Source organism: Pseudomonas sp. Marseille-Q7302 (assembly GCF_965111925.1).
Genome location: NZ_CBCOPK010000001.1, coordinates 1794938 through 1810606, shown reverse-complemented (window position 1 = coordinate 1810606; position 15669 = coordinate 1794938). Strand labels below are relative to the sequence as shown.

The 15669-nt window shown below is 66.7% G+C and carries 14 protein-coding genes; 2 read left to right on the top strand and 12 right to left on the bottom strand.

The features are described from left to right. Positions 1–14 precede the first annotated feature (14 nt). The 9 genes from astB to ACWPW1_RS08320 form a co-directional block, all read right to left on the bottom strand. Entirely contained in the window at positions 15–1376 is a 1362-nt protein-coding gene (gene astB / locus ACWPW1_RS08360; RefSeq protein ID WP_323148729.1) for an N-succinylarginine dihydrolase, read from the bottom strand. Continuing rightward, entirely contained in the window at positions 1373–2836 is a 1464-nt protein-coding gene (astD, locus tag ACWPW1_RS08355; RefSeq protein ID WP_454252767.1) for a succinylglutamate-semialdehyde dehydrogenase, read from the bottom strand. Before astD ends, astB begins: the two co-directional genes overlap by 4 nt. A gap of 9 nt (positions 2837–2845) precedes the next feature. After that, entirely contained in the window at positions 2846–3853 is a 1008-nt protein-coding gene (astA, locus tag ACWPW1_RS08350) for an arginine N-succinyltransferase (RefSeq protein WP_059314286.1), read from the bottom strand. A 26-nt stretch (positions 3854–3879) separates the two neighbouring features. Beyond that, complete coding sequence (aruF, locus tag ACWPW1_RS08345) at positions 3880–4899, bottom strand: arginine/ornithine succinyltransferase subunit alpha (protein ID WP_059314285.1); 1020 nt, start codon at positions 4897–4899, stop codon at positions 3880–3882. Between the two features lie 62 nt (positions 4900–4961). Beyond that, a complete protein-coding gene (locus tag ACWPW1_RS08340) occupies positions 4962–6182 on the bottom strand; it encodes an aspartate aminotransferase family protein (RefSeq protein ID WP_454252766.1) in 1221 nt (406 codons plus the stop codon). A 186-nt stretch (positions 6183–6368) separates the two neighbouring features. Further along, positions 6369–6833, bottom strand: a complete 465-nt coding sequence (locus ACWPW1_RS08335; RefSeq protein ID WP_017639693.1) for an outer membrane lipoprotein — start codon at positions 6831–6833, stop codon at positions 6369–6371. A gap of 270 nt (positions 6834–7103) precedes the next feature. Continuing rightward, positions 7104–7751, bottom strand: a complete 648-nt coding sequence (pdxH, locus tag ACWPW1_RS08330) for a pyridoxamine 5'-phosphate oxidase (protein WP_454252765.1) — start codon at positions 7749–7751, stop codon at positions 7104–7106. Positions 7752–7833: 82 nt separating this feature from the next. After that, positions 7834–8676, bottom strand: coding sequence for an OmpA family protein (locus ACWPW1_RS08325; RefSeq protein ID WP_454252764.1), 843 nt, complete (start codon positions 8674–8676; stop codon positions 7834–7836). 419 nt (positions 8677–9095) lie between these two features. Beyond that, positions 9096–10328 carry a glutamate carboxypeptidase gene (locus ACWPW1_RS08320; RefSeq protein WP_454252763.1) on the bottom strand — a complete coding sequence of 411 codons (1233 nt, stop codon included), beginning with the start codon at positions 10326–10328 and terminating at the stop codon, positions 9096–9098. Between the two features lie 231 nt (positions 10329–10559). Here ACWPW1_RS08320 and ACWPW1_RS08315 point away from each other — a divergent pair, with 231 nt between their 5' ends. Beyond that, complete coding sequence (locus ACWPW1_RS08315; RefSeq protein WP_454252762.1) at positions 10560–10979, top strand: hypothetical protein; 420 nt, start codon at positions 10560–10562, stop codon at positions 10977–10979. A gap of 207 nt (positions 10980–11186) precedes the next feature. Then, the gene (locus ACWPW1_RS08310; RefSeq protein ID WP_454252761.1) at positions 11187–11756 is read left to right on the top strand and encodes an NYN domain-containing protein; all 570 of its coding nucleotides are present in this window, start codon (positions 11187–11189) and stop codon (positions 11754–11756) included. A gap of 9 nt (positions 11757–11765) precedes the next feature. Here the strand turns inward: ACWPW1_RS08310 and ACWPW1_RS08305 are convergent, their stop codons facing one another. From ACWPW1_RS08305 to ACWPW1_RS08295, 3 genes are all read right to left on the bottom strand, one after another. Beyond that, the gene (locus ACWPW1_RS08305; protein WP_059314279.1) at positions 11766–12911 is read right to left on the bottom strand and encodes a serine hydrolase domain-containing protein; all 1146 of its coding nucleotides are present in this window, start codon (positions 12909–12911) and stop codon (positions 11766–11768) included. A 193-nt stretch (positions 12912–13104) separates the two neighbouring features. Further along, positions 13105–15249 carry an ATP-dependent DNA helicase DinG gene (gene dinG / locus ACWPW1_RS08300; protein ID WP_059314278.1) on the bottom strand — a complete coding sequence of 715 codons (2145 nt, stop codon included), beginning with the start codon at positions 15247–15249 and terminating at the stop codon, positions 13105–13107. 135 nt (positions 15250–15384) lie between these two features. Next, positions 15385–15645, bottom strand: coding sequence for a DUF1145 domain-containing protein (locus ACWPW1_RS08295; RefSeq protein ID WP_059314277.1), 261 nt, complete (start codon positions 15643–15645; stop codon positions 15385–15387). Positions 15646–15669 lie beyond the last annotated feature (24 nt).

Sequence of the window (15669 nt, the reverse complement as noted above, 5' to 3'; positions counted from 1 at the left end):
GGAAACTCCGGGCATCAGGGCAATTGAAAGGGATAGACCGAGCCGAGGCCCAGCAACTGGGTCAGCTCGTCGAGGGCAGTGCGGACCTCGTCCAGCAGTTGAGGATCGGCGAGATCCGCAGGCGCCAGGCGGTCGCGGTAGTGGCGATCCACCCAGTCGAGCAGTTGGGTGTGCAGCGTCGGCGTGAAGCGCACCCCTGGATTCACCGCCTCCAGTTCGTCGGGCTTGAGGGCCACCCGCAACCGCAGGCAGGCGGGTCCGCCGCCGTTCTGCATGCTTTGCTTGAGGTCGAACACCTTGACCTCGCCCAGGGGCCCCGCGCTATTGACCTGGGCCTGCAGGTAGTCCCACACCGCCGGATTCTGCCGGCACTCGTCGGGTACCACCAGCAGCGCGCCCTGCCCCGGCCGATCCAGCAACTGGCTGTTGAACAGGTAGGAACGCACGGCGTCGCCGACGCTGATCTCACTGCGGCGCACGCAGAGACGCTGCAGCTGGCCGCCGCGCCGGGCGAGCTTGCCTTGCAGTTCATCCAGCACGCGGTCGCTGTCGAGAAAGGCGTCTTCGTGGTGGAACAGCACCTGGGCGTTGCCCACCGAGATGACGTCGTTGTGGAAGACGCCCTGGTCCACCACCGCCGGATTCTGCTGGGCGAACACCACGCCCTCCTCGCTCAGCCCGTGCAGCCGGGCGATGGCCTGGGAGGCTTCCAGGGTCTGGCGCGCCGGATAGCGATGGGGCTCGGGATAGCGCGGATCGAAGGCGCTACGGCCAAAGACGAAGAACTCCACGCCCGGGGCGCCGTGGTCGTGGCTGAAGCGGGTGTGGTTGGCCGCGCCCTCGTCGCCGAACTGGGCCACCGAGGGCAGCGGCGCATGGTGCTGGAAATGCGCGGGATCGCGAAACATCGCCTGGAGGATGCGCGCCGTGGTGGTCGGTTCGAGGCTGCGGTGAAATTTGCAGGCCAGGTTGGCCGGGGTGAAATGCACCCGGCCATCATGGGTGTCGGCGCTGGGGCTGACGGTGGCGGCGTTGGCGGTCCACATGGCCGAGGCGGAGCTGGCGGACAGCAGCAGCGGCAAGGCTTCGCGCGCGGCGCTTTCCAGCACCTGGGCATCGCTGCCGGCGAAGCCCAGGCGGCGCAGCGAGGCGATGTCGGGCCGCTCGTGGGGCGCGAGGACCCCCTGCTCGAAGCCCAGCTCCATCAGCGCCTGCATCTTGGCCAGGCCCTGACGTGCCGCCTCGCGCGGATTCGAACACTGCTGCTTGCTGGCCTGGGAGGCCACGTTGCCATAGGACAGGCCCGCATAGTTGTGGGTCGGACCGACCAGGCCGTCGAAGTTGACCTCCCGAGCAGCGAGAGCGAGGTGACTCATAGGTGTAATCCTGGGGGCAATTGGGCAGGCAGGCTCAGGGCGTCGCTCTCCAGCGAGGCGACCGGGAAGGCGCAGTAGTCCGCGGCGTAGTAGGCGCTGGGACGATGATTGCCAGAGGCGCCGACGCCGCCGAAGGGCGCCGCGCTGGCCGCACCGGTAAGCGGACGATTCCAGTTAACGATGCCGGCGCGCACGCCCTGCCAGAACCGTTCGTAGGTGGCCGGATCGTCGGCCAGCAACCCGGCCGCGAGGCCGAAGCGGGTGGCGTTGGCCAGCGCCAGGGCATGGTCAAAGTCCGTATAGCGCTGGACCTGCAGCAGCGGCCCGAAGACTTCCTCGTCGGGCAATTCAGGGATCCCCGAGACATCGAGGATGCCCGGGGTAAGCAGCGCGCGCGTCGCATCCGGCTGACGCATCTCCAGCAGCGCGCGGCCACCCTGCGCCAGGCGCTGGGCCTGAGTCCGCAGCAGGGTCTGGGCAGCGGCGAGGGAGATGACGGTGCCCATGAAAGGCACCGGATCGGCGTCGAAGCGGCCGGTACTGAGACCCGCGCTGACGCTTGCCAGACGCGCCAGCAGCGCATCGCCCCAGTCACCCTGGGGCACGAGCAGGCGACGGGCACAGGTGCAGCGCTGCCCGGCGGAAAGGAAGGCCGACTGAACGATGGTCACCACGGCGGCGTCCAGATCGGCCACCGGCGCCACCACCAGCGGATTGTTGCCGCCCATCTCCAGGGCCAGCAGCCGCTGCGGACGGTCCGCATTGAGGCGGTGCAGGGCCGCGCCCGTGGCGCTGGAACCGGTGAAGAGGATACCGTCCAGACCGGGATGCGCGGCCAGGGCCTCACCCGTGGCACGCCCCCCTTGAATCAGGTTGAGCACGCCCGCTGGCAGCCCGGCGGCGATCCAGCAATCCAGGGTCAGGGCAGCGAAGCGCGGCGTCAGCTCGCTAGGCTTGAACACCAGCGTATTGCCGGCCAGCAGCGCCGGCACGATATGCCCATTGGGCAGATGGCCGGGAAAGTTGTAGGGGCCGAAGACCCCCAGGACGCCATGGGGACGATGGCGCGTCACGCTGCGTGCATCGGCTACCGTCGCCGCACGTTCGCCGCTGCGCGCGGCTTCCGCCTGGGCGGAGATGGCCACCTTGGCGATCATGCTGCCGATCTCGGTATCGGCTTCCCACAGGGGTTTGCCGGTCTCCTCGGCCAGGGCGCGCCCCAGGGTTGCACGGCGAGCCTGCAGCACCTGGGCAAAGGCCTGCAGGATGGCCAGACGAGCGGCCGGCCCGCGGCTTTCCCAGGTCGGAAAGGCCTCGCGCGCGGCGGCAATGGCCTGATCGACGTCGTCCGCGTCCGCCGCCGCGCCCTGCCAGAGCGGGATGCCGTCATAGGGATCGACGGAGCTGAATACCTCGCCCCGCCCGGGGCGCCACTGACCAGCGATATAGAGGCTATCCATGACGTCTCCTCAAGGCATCAGGCGCACGGCGCGCACCTGGGCGCCGGCCATCAGCCGCAGCTCGCGGGCGGTGGCCAGGTCGACCACCAGGGTGCCGGCCGCCAGGCGAGCACGGGCGCTGGTGATGCGGCAGTCCTGACATTTGCGGTTGTGGATCAGATAGACCTCAGCGTCATCGCCAGGCGTACCCACCGCCAGCACCAGGCGCTGGCTGTCACGGATCGCCCGCACCTTGGCGGTTTCCGCCTCCAGGGTCGGGCCAGCGTCGAAGATGTCGACGTAGCCCTGGTAGTTGAAGCCCTCGGCCTCCAGCAGCCGACGAGCCGCCTCGGTGTCCGGGTGCACCCGCCCGATCACCTGACGCGCCTCTTGCGACAGGAAGCAGGTGTACAGCGGAAAGCGCGGCATGAGTTCGGCGATGAAGCCGCGGTTGCCGATGCCGGTGAGATAGTCCGCCTGGGAGAATTCCATCTTGAAGAAATGCCGGCCCAGGCCCTCCCAGAACGGCGACTGGCCGTTACCGTCGGACATGCCGCGCAATTCGGCGATGATGCGCTCGGCGAACAGCTCGCGGAATTCGGCGATGAACAGGAAGCGCGACTTGGACAGCAGCCGCCCGGCGGCCCCACCACGGCGATCGGCGCGCAGGAACAGCGAGCAGAGCTCGGAGCTGCCGGTCATGTCGTTGGCCAGGAACAGCGTGGGAATCTGCCGGTGGATGTCCAGTTCACGCGAGGCGCTCACCGTCAGGCCGACCCGGTAGTTGTACCAGGGTTCGCGCAGCCCCAGGGCGGCGGCGATCCCGGCGATGCCGATGACCTCACCCTCGTCTTCCAAGGCGAAGAGATAGTCGGCATCGGCAGGCTGCGCCTGCTGCAGGAAACTGCGTTCGGCGTTTTCCACCCGCTGCGCCAGGCGTTCTTCGCTGGCGGGCAGCGTGGTGAGACCGGCACCGGCCGCTTGCGCCAGTTGCAGCAGCGCGGGCACATCGGCACGGGTAACGGGACGGACGATCATCGGACCTCCAAAGACGCTAGGGTCGGCTACAGCGCTACCAGACGAACCCGGTCGCCTTCGGCGATCTCCAGGGTGGCGATCTGCTCGGGGGAAAGGACGACGGACTCACCGGGAGCCCAGCGCAGTGGCGTGGCCAGCGCCCGGAAATTCTCCAGGCCATCGTTGGCGATCAGGAACCAGGGCGCGTCCTCGGGCGCCACTGCGCCCTCGCTCACCGGTGCGAGACGGCTCTCGGCGATGGACCGGATGGCCGTGGTGCGGGCGTGCAAGGTCGGGCCGCCATCGAAAATGTCGATGTAGTTGTCGGTCTCGAAGCCTTCGCGACTGAGGATGTCGAAGGTAATCTGCGCGCGCGGGTGCACCTGGCCCATGGCTTCCTGAGCACTGTCGGGCAGCAGGGGCACATAGAGCGGATAGGTCGGCATCAACTCGGCGAGAAAGGTGCGGCTCCTCTGCCCGGACAGCCGCTCGGCGGTGGTGTAGTCCAGGTCGAAGAAGTTGCGCCCTACCCCGTTCCAGAACGGCGATTCGCCGTCATCGTCCGCCAGGCCGACGATCTCCACCACCACCGTCTCGGCGAAACGCGCCGGGTGGGCGGCCATGAACAGCAGCCGGGCACGGGAGTTGAGTTCGGCGTGGGGGGTGTCGAGCAGCGGGCGCTGGACGTAGAAGCTGCTCAGCACGCTGTTGCCGGTCAGGTCGTGACAGAGCGACAGCACATGCACCTTGTTGTGGATCTTCAGCTCGCGCGAGGCATGGATGAAGGTCTCGTTGCGAAAGCTGTAGAAGGGTTCGGAGAAGCCCGCCGAGGCGACGATGGCCGAACAGCCCAGCAGCTCGCCGCTGGTGGTGTCTTCGAGCACGAAGAAATAGCTCTCCTCGCCATGAAAGCCCACCTCGGCCGCCAGCGACGACTCCGAGGTGCGGATCTTGTCGCGCAACCGTTCGGGGTTGTCGGGCAGCGAGGTGACGCCAACCGGGCTATCCGCGGCGAGCCGCTGGACCAGGGGCAGATCCGCCGCGCGCGCAGGGCGCATTACCAGCATGAGAACTCCTTGTGTACGGATCCATCCCTGGATGCCAGCGGTACGCGTCCCGCGTCCGGAGATTAGCCTTGGGTGAGGCGCGCCAGGGCGCAATCCAGGCGGGCCAGGCCTTCGTCGATGTCCGCCTCGGGGATGATCAGGCTTGGCGCCATGCGCAGCACGTCCGGGCCGGCCTGGAGGATCATCAGGCCTTCCTCGTTGGCGGCGGTGACGATGTCCTTGGCACGCCCCTTCCAGCTGTCGTTGAGCACCGCGCCGATCAGCAGACCCAGGCCGCGAACCTGCTCGAACAGGCTATAGCGGGCGTTGAGCTGCTCCAGGCCGGCGACAAAGCGCTGATGGCGAGCGGCTACGCCAGCCAGGGTTTCCGGCGTGGCGACGATGTCCAGCAGCGCGGCGCCGACGGCGCAGCCCAGCGGATTGCCGCCGTAGGTGCTGCCATGCACGCCCGCGCTGAAATGCTGGGCGACCTTGTCAGTGGTCAGCATGGCCGCCAGCGGGAAGCCACCGCCGATGCTCTTGGCGGTGGTGAGGATGTCCGGCACCACGCCGTAGTGCTGGTAGGCGTAGAGATGACCGCTACGACCAACGCCGCTCTGCACCTCGTCGAAGATCAACAGCGCGCCCTGGGCGTCGCACAGGCGGCGGGCGCCTTCGAGGTAGGCCTGGGCGGCCGGCAGCACGCCGCCCTCGCCCTGGATGGGTTCGAGGATGACGGCGCAGGTCTTGTCCGACACCACGGCTTCGAGGGCGGCCAGGTCGTTGAAGGGCACATGGCGGATGCCTTCGATCTTGGGACCGAAACCATCGGAATACTTGGGCTGGCCACCGACGCTTACGGTGAACAGGGTACGGCCGTGGAAGCTATTGGTGGCGGCGACGATCTCGTAGCGGCTGCCGCCGCTGACGTCATGGCCATAGCGACGGGCCAGCTTGCAGGCCGCCTCGTTGGCTTCCGCGCCGGAGTTGGCGAAGAACACCCGGTCGGCGAAGGTGTGATCCACCAGCTTGCGCGCCAGACGCAGGGCGGGCTCGTTGGTGTAGATGTTGGAGACGTGCCAGAGCTTGCCGGCCTGCTCGGTCAGGGCGTCGATCAGCGCCGGATGGCCGTGGCCCAAGGCGCTGACGGCGATGCCGCCGGCGAAATCCACGTACTCGCGATCGGCCTGGTCCCAGACGCGGGAGCCCTCTCCTCGCACCGGAATGAACGCGGCAGGGGCGTAGGTCGGGACCATCACCTCATCGAAGGCGGCGCGTTGCACGTTGGGTTGAGAAGCGGACATCGGGGTTTCTCCTGCCGATCACGGCGGTGACTGAGGGGGATTGTAGGACGACCTCCGGGCGCGGCATTGCGCCCAGGCGACAACTATTTACGGGCGAAAACGCAAACGGGTGTCCGATTCGCAGTCTAGCGATTCGGACACCCGCTCTGGAAGGGCATGGACGTACCCGAAGGTACGTCAGGCCGATCAGTTGGGCGCGACGCGGCTGGTGCCGTTCACGGTCAGGATGCGAACCCGCTCGCCGACGCGGAAGATCTCGCCCTTGTTGACCGCCTGCACATAGGCACGCGAGCCGCCGTCGTCTTCCTTCACGGTGATCTCGACGCCATTGGCCTTGGTGAAGCCCTCTTCGGTGGCCGAGCCCAGCAGGCCGCCGGCGACCGCACCGATGATGGCGGTCACGAAACTGCCACGACCGCCGCCGATGGCACTGCCGCCAATGCCGCCTACCACGGCGCCAGCACCGGCACCAATGGGCGACTTGGTGCCTTCGATGGTGACCGGGCGCAGCGCGGTGATGGTACCGGTGCGGACGGTCTGTACCTGCCTGGCCTCATCGCGCGAATAGACGTCGCCGGACTGATCGGATGCGCAGCCTGCCAGCAGGGCGACGGCGGTCAGGGAAGCGGCGAGTTGTAGGACTCTGTTCATGAGGCAACTCCAAAGGCAGATGAAAGACAAGGGGCCGCGTGGGCGGACCTCAGGATACGGATCTCTATTATCCTTGACCCAGGGCATCCGGGGAGGTTTCCGGCGACTGTAACGACGGTACCTTGCGAACGCCTTAAGAATGACCAGCAAAACTGCTGCGCGTCCATCCCGGCAGGCCTGGGCAATGCCCGGAATCCCTGAGTACCGCTGGTACCGCGGCGGCGGCGCGCAGCGCGTATCCGCTTGCTGCCCGTTCGCGAGGCTACCGTCCTACGGTGCCAGTCGCTGGCGCTGCCACCCGTCTTCGGTGCGCTGGTAGTCCAGGCGATCGTGCAGGCGACTGGAGCGCCCCTGCCAGAATTCGATGCGCTGCGGCTTGAGGCGATAGCCACCCCAGAACGGCGGGCGACTGGGTTCACCGTCGACGAACCGCTGCTGCACCTCGGTCAAGCGCTGCTCCAGCTCATAGCGATTGGCGATGACCTGGCTCTGCGGCGAGGCCCAGGCGCCCAGGCGACTGCCCAGCGGGCGGACCCGGTAGTAGGCATCGGACTCCTCGGCGGAGACCTGCTCCACCAGCCCCTCGATCCGCACCTGACGCTCCAGCGCCGGCCAGAAGAAGGTCATGGCCGCCCGCGGCTGAGCCGCCAGTTGCTGGCCCTTGGCGCTGTCGTAGTTGGTATAGAAGACGAAGCCCTGGGCATCGACGCCCTTGAGCAGCAACACGCGGCAATGGGGTTGCCCTTCGCCATCGACGGTGGCGAGCCAGCAGGCATTGGCTTCGACGGGCGGCTGCTCGGTGCGCACCGCCTCTTCGAACCACTGCCCGAAGAGGGCATAGGGATTAGCGGGTGCCTGGGCTTCGGTCAGGCCGTCGCGGGTGTAGTCGCGACGCATATCGGCGAGGGACGGTGACATGGAGGTCTCCTGCTAGGTCGGTATCGACCTAGCTTAACCAAGTCCCGCCCCGCTCGCCTGCTTCAGGACAAGCTTTGCCGACCTAGCGGGTAGCCAGGGACTGCAGGCTGGCCAGCACGGTCGCGCGCGGCTGGATGAGCACCTCGACCCGGCGATTGACGGCGCGGCCGGCGGCGGTGGTGTTGTCGGCACGCGGGTGGGCCGCAGCCAGGCCACGCACGATGAGGCGATTGCCGGTGTAGCCGCTGAGACGGAAGATCGCCGCCACGGCCTGGGCCCGCTGCAGGCTGATCTTGTCGTTGAGCGCGGCAGTGCCAGTGCTGTCGCTGAAGCCGAGTACGATGACGGCGCTATCTTGGTCAACGCTCACCGACTTGGCCGAGCGGGACAGCGGGCCGAGCATCACCGGCAGCAGCATCTCCGCGCGATCCGGGTTGAAGGAGCTGTCGACCGGTGCCACCAGCACCAGGGCATCGTCACGACGTTCGATCTTGACGTTGCTGCCGGCCACGGCGACGCGCAGCTTCTGCTCGTGATCGTCCAGCCAGGCCTTGCTGACCTTGACGGGTACTGGCTTGAGGGTCTCGGCCTTGGCCATCGGCTTGGCGTCTTCGCTACCGAAGGGCCACCACCAGTGACCACCCTTCTCTCCCGCAGCGGCCTGCTCCGGCTTGGCCGCCGGCGCCTTGGCCGCAACCTTGACCTCGGCCTTGGGCTCGGCGGCCTTGGCGACCGGCTTCACCGGCTCGGCGGGCTTTTCGCTGCCGCCGAAGGGCCACCACCAGTGCGCGCCACTGGCGGCAGTACTGGCCTGGGCATTGCCCGGCTTGGCAGGCGCGGCGGCCTGGTCGCCCTGGCCCTGGAAGGAACTGCAGGCGGACACGCCCATGCAGAGAATGAGGGTGGTGGATTTGATCAGCTTCATGCAAAGTTTCCCATCGGCAAGCCGGAGGACAGAGTGAATCCAACGCCCCGGCCAGAGCCGGCGGCGCGAGTGAACTTAAAGTAGTTTCGAGATTGTGGCCGCAAACCTACGCGGGGCAAAGCGGTGGAGTCACGAAATTTACCTGTATGCCGACCAATGGCAGGATTGCCGGGCCTCCATCGGCTACCGGCGCCTTGCCGTCGGCCGGCCATCCCACGCACGTCACGACCGCCGACTGCCAGGCGCAGGTCGTCCACAGTCGCTCACGGCTGAGCTGATTTCTGCACGAGATCAGGAATTCGACGGCAGGTGCGAAGGGCTAGCGCACGATCCCTGGCGGCAGCCGCTGCCTGGTTACAGAGGTGGGGAAACCGGTGCCACAGGCACCGGTCTTGCGAGAGGCAATGCCTGGGGCGCCGTCACTGCGCCTTCGACAGTTCCACCAGCATCCGCGTGAGCAGATAGATGCGCGGCGTGACGCTGTCCAGTTCGACATACTCCTCGGGGGTATGCAGCTTGCCACCGACGATGCCGAAACCGTCCAGGGTGGGCACCCCGGCACCCGCCGCGATGCTGGCATCCGCCGCGCCGCCGCTGCCTTCGACGGTCAGGGTACGACCCAGCTCGCCGTAGATGCCCTGGGCCATGGCCAGGAGCTTGTCGCTCGCCGGAGTCTGAGGCATCGGCGGCAGGCCGCGCTCCAGGCGGGTGGTCACTTCAGTGTCGGCGACCTGCTTGGTGGCGGCGATCCGTGCCAGGTCCCGCTCGACCCGGTCGAATTCCTCCGGCAAGGCAGCGCGCACGTCAGCCTTGGCGATGGCGTGCTCAGGAATCACGTTGATGCGCTCACCGGCATTGATCACGGTGAAGTTGACGGAGGTCTTCTTCTCCGCGTCGCCCAGGTTGCCCAGCTGCAATACCTGGTGCGCCACCTCGGTGGCGGCGTTGCGTCCCAATTCCGGGGCGACCCCCGCGTGGGACGACCTGCCCTTGACCTCCACCACGGCGGTGGCGCTGCCCTTGCGCCATATCACCAGGCCGTCGCCCGGACGCCCCGGCTCCAGGTTCAGCGTCACGTTATGCTGCTTGGCGGTCTTGGCAATTAGGTCGGTGGCGGCCTGAGAGCCGGTTTCCTCGCTGGCATCCAGCAGCAGGGTGATCTGCCCATAGTCCTTGAAGTCGAGGCTCTTGAGGATGTCCAGGGCCGCCAGGGCGACCACGATGCCGCCCTTGTCATCGGACACACCCGGGCCATAGGCACGCTTTTCGTCGGTACGGTATGGCCGGGCCTTGGCCGTGCCTTCCTTGAATACGGTATCCATATGCGCCAGCAAGAGGATCTTGGCCTTGCCGGTACCCTTAAAGGTCGCCACCAGATGCTGGCTCTTGTCCGGCGCGGTGTTGGGCACCTGTTGCACGGCGGCGCCGAGCTTTTTCAGTTCGGTGGTCAAGAGGGTGCCGACTTCGGTCAGCCCGGGCTCATACCCGGAGCCCGAATCGATGTTTACCAGTCGCTCCAGCAAGGTGAGGGTCGGTGCCTTGGCCTGCTCTGCCGCGGACTGGATGCGTTCGTCGAGGGCGGCGCTGGCAGGCAAGGCGATACAGCAGGTAAGAACGGCGGCGAGGGTGGTGCGGAAGAACGGAGCGGACATCGGGCATTCCTTGTTGGTATTGTTGGATTAGTCAGACAACTGTAGTCGGGACCGCGACCCAGGGGAAATCCGCGTGGAGCTTCGTCTCGTCAGCACGTACAAAGAGAGCCAGCGCCCCCTTGTCGATAGCGCTGATTGAGTTCCCTGAACGCCAGGGTGATGATGGCGGGATCAATCGTCGGCGAAGGTCCGCTTCGCGGCAGTGCTGCCAGGCCAGCAGGAGGCTTGCTCATGGACGGATTCATAGATGTCGCGACGCTCAAGGATCTGGCCGTAAGGGCCGCAGCCATCACGCAGGACTGCCGCTGCCTGCAGCGGGATCTGGCGGGGTGGACTGCCTGGCCGGTGGGCTACCGGGAAACGGACTTCGCGCAGATCGGCACCCTGGCGCGTCATGCGCCCGAGGAGTCGATCATCGAGGAATATCACCCAGGCGCCACCCACTACTGGTCGAATGACGCGCCCATCGCTCCCCGGTTCTATCCCTACAACCAGAGCACGGTATGGCGGTGTCTTGGCTGCCAACGCCTCTACCTGCGCCATAACGATGACGGCGCCTACCATGTGGCACCGCGAATCCGTCTGTTGCAGAACGCCTTGATCGTCGATGCCGCGCACGCCAACGACGGTCGTGAAGCCAGGGCGACATAAATCCGCTCTCCCCCAGCGTCCAGGGCCGCTTTCCTGCCCGAGCGATCGCTCTAGATCACGGCGTTTGGATTCTCTTGTCGTTACCTGAGGCGCAAACAGGGAATTAAGCCCACAATAGGCGCCGCGCATCCCGCGTGCGGGTGTGCGCCCATCAACGGTAACAGGCCTGGTCCCAGCAATACGATGCCAACTACAACTCGAACGGGCGTGGCGTGGTTCGTCGACGGCGCCTATGCACTGAGCGCCTGGAACGGCTCTGTATCCGGCGCCAAATTCGACTATCTAAAACTGCGTCTTTTCATCGAGCAGGATGCGGGCGAACCCATAGGTGACGCCTACTACTTCAACTGCGATAGCGACCCACCCACCATCGCCCAGACCGGCTTCAACAAGTTCCTGAGCTCGGCCCCGCCCAAGGGCGCCGGCCTGAGGGTCAAGCTCTACTGGCTGCAAACCAAGGCTCACGAATGGCCTGCGTCCGTGGGTGGCGGGCCGATCCTGCATCCGGTAACGGGCGAGCAGTACACGACCAAGAGCCAGAAGGGGGTCGATGTCGGCCTTGCGTTCAACCTGATGCGCTCCCATGCGAAACGCGGCTGGAAAAAGCTCTACCTGGTGGCCGGCGATGGCGACTTCCATGAGGTCGTCCAGTACCTGGTGGAAAACGAAGGCGTCGAGGTCACGGTGATCGGCGCGCACTTTTCCATCAGTGGCGAAATCGCACCCTACGTCCGGGTGGTTGAATTCCGCGATATCGAGGCGGCCATCGCCCGCTAGCCGACTGCCCTAGAGGCACTCCCCCACCGCGCGCGCCAGGGCCTGGGCGCGCGGGTCCATCAACACATAGGGCCCCAGGGTGTTGGTGACGAAGCCGAAGGCCACCTCGCGCTCCGGGTCGGCGAAGCCGGTCGAACCGCCCGCCCCCGGATGGCCGAAGGCCTGAGGCCCGAGGCCATAGGTGGCGTTGGCCTGGTCCGGTTGATCGAGCATGAAGCCCAGGCCGAAGCGGGTCGGCGTCAAGAGCGTACGGTCTTCGCCCTGACTGTGCTCGCGCAGGGCCTCGCTCAGGGTTTCCCACTCCAGCAGATCGCCGGCCAGCAGACCGGCATAGAAGCCCGCCAGGCTGCGTGCATGGCCATGGCCGTTGGCGGCCGGCTGCTCGAAGCGGCGCCACTCGGCCTTGTTGGTGCTGGTGAGCACGCCGGATGGATTGCCGAAGGCCAGGGTCGGCAAGGCGCCCGGATCGCTCATGGTGGTCTTGAGCAGGCGCTGCGCGGCGGCATCACCCAGCACCCCCTTGCCGCGTACGATATGGGCGACGCGCTCGTCTTCGCTCGCCGGCAGACCGATGTGGAAATCCAGACCCAGACGCTCGGCGGTCCGGGCCACGATGGCCTCGCCCGGGCCACGGCCGTCGGCGCGACGGATCAGTTCACCCAGCAGCCAGCCAAAGGTGATGGGGGCATAGCCATGGGCGGTGCCGGGCGTCCACCAGGGTGCCTCGGCGGCGACCGCGGCGGTCATGGTGTCCCAGTCGTACAGGGCGTCACCCGCCAGGCGTTCGCGCAAGGCGGAGACGCCGGAGCGGTGGCTGAGCAATTGCCGCAGGGTGATGTCGGCCTTGCCGGCCGCAGCGAATGCCGGCCAGCGTTCGGCGACCGGGGCATCGAGGGCCAGCTTGCCCTCCTCGACCAACTGCAACGCCGCCACCGTGGTGAAGGCCTTGGTGCAGGAGAACAGATTGAGCAGGGTGTCGGTGTGCCACGGCGTCTGGCCGTCCTTGTCCGCCATCCCGCCCCAGAGATCCAGCACCGTTTCACCGCCGACCTGGACGCACAGCGCCGCGCCGCGGGTCTGGCCGGCGGCCAGCAACTCGGCGAAGGCCTCGCGGACGGATTCGAATCTCAGGTCGTGATAGCCGTGGACGGTCATGGGTCTTCCTTACTGGTGATGCTCTGGCGCCGTAGTCAGACGGTCCGTTGATACGGCCACTGCCAAAGGTCGCGGTAGGTCGGGTTGAGCGCGGCGAAGCCCAATAGCTGTTGCCTCGGCGCCGGATCTGTTGGGCTTCGACGATGGAACCGTCTTAGCCCAACCTACGAATTGGCGTAACCAAGGCCGCCAATTACTGAATCTCCCGCCGAAACGGCGGTAGCGCATTGAGGATGGCCTTGCCGTAGCGCTGGGTCACCAGGCGGCGATCCAGCAGCGAGATGGTGCCACTGTCCTGCTCGGTACGCAGCAACCGGCCGCAGGCCTGGATCAGGCGCAGGGAGGCGTCGGGCACGGCGATCTCCATGAACGGATTGCCACCGCGCGCCTCGATCCACTCGGCCAGGGCGGCTTCCACCGGATCGTCCGGCACGGCGAACGGAATCTTGGCGATGACCACGTGCTCGCAGTAGGCACCGGGCAGGTCGACCCCTTCCGCAAAGCTGGCCAGACCGAACAGCACGCTGGCCTCGCCGTCATCGACGCGCTTCTTGTGCTTGTTGAGGGTCTCCTGCTTGGACAGGTTGCCCTGGATCAGCACCCGCTTGCGCCAGTCCCGCTCCAGGCCGTCGAAGACGTCCTGCATCTGCCGCCGCGAGGAAAACAGCACCAGGGCGCCACGGGCACCTTCGAGCATGGCTGGCAATTCGCGGACGATGGCCGCGGTGTGCTCGGCGGCATTGCGCGGATCAGCCTTCAGATCCGGCACCCGCAGCACCCCGGCTTCGGCGTGGCGGAACGGGCTGGGGACCACGGCGGTGGCCGCCGAGCGCGGCAGGCCGGATCTCATGCGGAAGCGGTCGAAGGTGCCGAGCGCGGTCAGGGTCGCGGAGGTCACCAGGGCACCGAAGGCCACGTTCCATAGATGGCGACGCAGCATCTCGGCAGCCAGGATGGGGCTGGCGTTGACCTCGATGTCGTAGAGCGATCCCGTTTCGGCCAGGGTCATCCAGCGCGCCATGGGCGGGCTGTCTTCCGGGTCTTCGCAGGTGAAGGCCGTCCACAGCTCCCAGTTGCCCTGGGCGCGGGCCAGCAGACTGCCAAACAGCGGATACCACTCCTCGGCCTGGTAGCTGGCGAGGCCAATGCTGGATTCGCCATCCATGGCCTGCTTGAGCATCTCGGTCAGGCGGGTGAACAGATCGGTGAGCTTGGCGAAGCCTTTCTTGAGCTCGATGCCCATTTCCCGCAGGTCTTCGGGAATGACCCCGCCGACGAAGCGGTGGCGCGGCCGTTCCCGGCCTTCCATGTCCTCGCCGGCGCGGAAATCGGCCAGGGCCTCGCAGGCGGTGAACATGAACTGCTGCTGGGTCTTGATCTCCCGCGCCAGCTCCGGCACCTGCTCGACCAGGCGACCGAGATCGCCCGGCAACGGGTGTTGGGCGAGGAGCTTGGTGAGATTCTTGGCGATCTGCTCCAGCCACTCGGCGGTGGATCTCAGCCGGGTGAAATGGGCGAAGTGACCGATGGCCTTGTCCGGCAGGTGGTGGCCTTCGTCGAACACATAGAGGGTGTCGCGCGGATCGGGCAGGATGGCGCCGCCACCCAGGGCCAGGTCGGCCAGCACCAGGTCATGGTTGGTGACGATGACATCGACCTTGGTCATGCCCTCACGCGCCCGGTAGAAGGCGCACTGCTGGAAATTCGGGCAGTGGCGATTGGTGCACTGGCTGTGGTCGGTAGTGATGCGCGACCACTGCACGTCTTCGATGGCTTCCGGCCAACTGTCGCGGTCACCGTCCCAGCGATTGCCGGCCAGGCGCTCGATCATCTTGCCGAACAGTTCGTTGGACGACTCGTCCACATCGATCTTGAAGCCGTCCTCGGCGAACAGCTGGGCGGTGGCGTTCTGGGCCTGGCCTTCCTGCAGCAGCATGTCCAGCTTGGACAGGCAGAGATAGCGCCCGCGCCCCTTGGCCAAGGCGAAGCTGAAGGACAGCCCGCTGTTGCGCAGGATGTCCGGCAGGTCCTTGTGCACGATCTGCTCCTGCAACGCCACCGTCGCCGTGGCGATCACCAGACGCTTGCCGGCAGCCTTGGCCGCGGGGATGGCGGCCAGGGCATAGGCCACGGTCTTGCCGGTACCCGTGCCCGCCTCCACCGCCACCACGGCCGGCTCACCTTCGCGGTGGCCCTCCCCGTCCTGGGTGATGGCGCCCAGGCCCTTGGCGGTTTCCGCGATCATCAGGCGCTGGCCATAGCGTGGCTTGAGCGACTTGGCTTCGAGGAAACGCGTGTAGGCGCCCTGGATCTGGGTCTTGAGTTCGGTGCTGAGCATGCCTGGTTCCGGGCGATGGCAAAGCAGCGCCACGTCCGGCGGACGAGCGCTGTATGCATCTACAGTAATGGATCTTGGGCGCTATGATAACGCGCCTGTCGTCAGGATGCGCCCAACGTTGTGGTCGCAGGCCGATCAGGCGCTCGGCAGCTGTGGGGGCAGGCGATGAAAGGCGCCAAAGATCAACAGGCTCACGCGGTCGAGCCAGGGGTGGCGACGCAGACGCAAGGCACGACGGCTGGCGAAGACTTCACCCAGGTGCAGCAGCAGCAGGGCCAGGGCGACCAGCGCGAGCAATTCGGGGAAGGGACGAGCGAGAGGCAGAGCGAGGGCGGCGGCTGCGGCAAGCCAGAACAGCAGAAGAAGAACTTTGCCGGTAAGGGACAGGGTTTTCATGGATTCCAGCAGGAGGACGAGATG